This is a genomic window from Eudoraea sp. (assembly GCF_049665975.1).
Taxonomy (GTDB): domain Bacteria; phylum Bacteroidota; class Bacteroidia; order Flavobacteriales; family Flavobacteriaceae; genus Eudoraea.
This window is the reverse complement of the sequence record NZ_JBATGR010000100.1, coordinates 1-2,328: the sequence shown is the minus strand read 5'-3', so window position 1 is coordinate 2,328 and position 2,328 is coordinate 1. Positions and strand designations below refer to the sequence as shown.

General features: G+C 34.3%; 3 protein-coding genes. 1 reads left to right on the top strand and 2 read right to left on the bottom strand.

All coding sequences use genetic code 11. The features are described from left to right. Window positions 1–61: 61 nt before the first annotated feature. Together WBN20_RS04130 and WBN20_RS04125 are read right to left on the bottom strand one after the other, a co-directional pair. Entirely contained in the window at window positions 62–190 is a 129-nt protein-coding gene (locus tag WBN20_RS04130) for a hypothetical protein (RefSeq protein WP_424280805.1), read from the bottom strand. Between the two features lie 158 nt (window positions 191–348). Continuing rightward, the gene (locus tag WBN20_RS04125; RefSeq protein WP_424280804.1) at window positions 349–1,038 is read right to left on the bottom strand and encodes a DUF6090 family protein; all 690 of its coding nucleotides are present in this window, start codon (window positions 1,036–1,038) and stop codon (window positions 349–351) included. 437 nt (window positions 1,039–1,475) lie between these two features. On the opposite strand from WBN20_RS04125, the gene WBN20_RS04120 reads away from it, so the two are divergent. After that, window positions 1,476–1,961 (top strand): hypothetical protein, encoded by a 486-nt coding sequence (locus tag WBN20_RS04120; RefSeq protein ID WP_424280803.1) that lies wholly within the window; start codon window positions 1,476–1,478, stop codon window positions 1,959–1,961. Window positions 1,962–2,328: the final 367 nt, after the last annotated feature.

Below are 2,328 nucleotides of genomic sequence, written 5' to 3'. Positions count from 1 at the left end.
GAACATACCAAAATTTCTTACTTGTAAAATTTGGATAAATCTTAATCAAAAGAAATACTATTTAGCTTAAAATCCCCCAAAGGCCAATGATAACCCCAAGGGCTATTAATGCCAGTAATACTTCTAAGCTAATATTTAATACAGAAAGAATAGTGTTTAATACGGGATGTTTGTTTGAATCTGATTCCATAGCAACTGTTTTTAAATTCATATTTTTCTTAGTAATAAGTTACGATTTTGTGTGGTCACTGTCCCCCTAATTGTTGTGAAAGCACTAAAAGTTGTGGTTTAGGCGTACTTTTTATGCATTTCATCGGGAAATTGAATTTTCCGGCCTAAATAACATGCTCATTTTCTATTATCCAATTCTTCCACAATAAGCTCGTTAAGAAATTCATTTTTAGACAGAAGGGCCTTGTGAAATTCCATAGCCTCCTTGTGTTTTACAAGATACATGGCATTTATCCATTCTTGTTCTCTGAATTTTTCTGAAGTTGGGTCATTAATATATTCCCATTCATTAGGATTAAACATATAGGGTTTGTCAAAGATAAATGCGCGCTTTTTTGAATACTTACTGTTATATACTCTAGCCGAACTTAATAAACGGGAATGGTAATCATTAAATTCCTTAATTCTTGAAGCGGCATATTCATAATCTCTGTGCAGTGCAATTAAGCTGTCTTTTACTTGTTGATTTTTAAATATACTTAATTTTCCCGCATTGTTTAGTTCTAAATAGGTTGAATTCTGTACCACCAAATTTTCCGTTCTATCCGTAAATAGTTCCACTAATGCAACATAGTCTTCCTTACTCTTTTGTTCTTCGTAAGCCTTGTGAATGTATTGATAACTCAAATTCATAACTTCATTACATTCAACTATTTGTCGATTGAAGTAACGCGTATCTGCTTTAAGGTCAGTAAGAATGCGCTCCAAATATTCCAGCTCCAATACTTCTTCTTTGCGATCTTCATTCCAATTATTTATGCTCAATGCTATGAGTATCCCAACCACTACCAGTATAATTTCTCCCATGGCATATAGTAGATATTTGCTGAACTTGTCAGTTAAAAGACGATGTCGGATTTTTTTAAAAAACACAAGCATTTTTTATCTATGGTTCGGTGAGAAACTGTTTCCCAAATTGGCACCCTGTAATATGGGCAGGAACTAGGTTTTCTTTAAGCAGTAAATTTCTGAAATAGGTATCATGCAGGAAATGATCAGGATCATCTGCGCTTAGAAGTAATCAAGTCTATATGTTAGGCTGGATTATTGTTTGAATTTTTAAAATCCAACAGTTTAACGTCTGTTGTGGCCTTGTTCAATGTGAGAAATTAATGGAGTATGAGTATTTTATAATGATTGGCTATAGCGCGTCACTATTATGTAGGGATACACTTACATTTTATATTCAATTTATTCCCTACCTTGAGTTTTCGTAAATAATCTAACTAAAAATAAAACCAAACATGAAAGCATTCAATCGATATTTATTAGGAACAGCCCTTTTATTAATTTGCTTTGGAACTAGTCTGTACAGCCAGGGCGCGTCTCATGTAATTATATTAACTGTGGACACTGAGGCCTTAAATCAGAATGATCCTGCCGCTGCCCGTACTTTTAATGTGGCTGATGAAAGCGTTACCGTTGTTGAGGTAAGTGAACCGGCTAAAGATTTTACAATTCTGGTTAAACCCGAAGACTTTGTAGAATGGGAAGGAGTTACTACTTCCGGGGAAGAGGTTGATATTGAGATGATAGAATTTAAATCTGGGGGCAAGAGTAAAAATATATTTGCCAAGACGAAAAATAAAGGTGCAAAGAAAAACGGAGCCAAAAAGAAGGTAAAGGAAAAAGTTAAGAAGAACGCTGCAAACAAGGAGTATATCTATGCCATTCATTTTATGGTAGATGGGGAAATCTACCAGTTCGACCCAAAAATTAAGGCTCAATAATATTAAGGAAAACAAGCAAGCCTTTGCGGTCAAAAATGGAATACCTTTCAGATAAAGAAAAGCCCGGGCTAACCCGGGCTTTCTTTTTTGGGAATACAGGTAATTTTAGATATATATAGTATATTTCTAATATTAATCTCTTTAAATAAATAGGATAAGTATGGAATATCCTCTTTTTTTGTTTGAAAGATATAATTAAAGTAGATGAAACTGAATAAAATAAGCTTGATTGTCTTTGTTTTGATCATTACCGTGACCTTACATGGTTTGAATGCACAGGCGACACATGAAATAACCCTTAACGTAGACACAAAGAATCCAAACCCCGGAAAGGCTTGCTTCTTTAAGGCGGGCAATAGTACTACTG

Excerpts from the sequence above, each read along its gene's own strand:
- WBN20_RS04130 (WP_424280805.1), bottom strand. The coding sequence starts at position 190 with ATGGAATCAGATTCAAACAAACATCCCGTATTAAACACTATTCTTTCT.
- WBN20_RS04125 (WP_424280804.1), bottom strand. The coding sequence starts at position 1,038 with ATGGGAGAAATTATACTGGTAGTGGTTGGGATACTCATAGCATTGAGC.
- WBN20_RS04120 (WP_424280803.1), top strand. The coding sequence starts at position 1,476 with ATGAAAGCATTCAATCGATATTTATTAGGAACAGCCCTTTTATTAATT.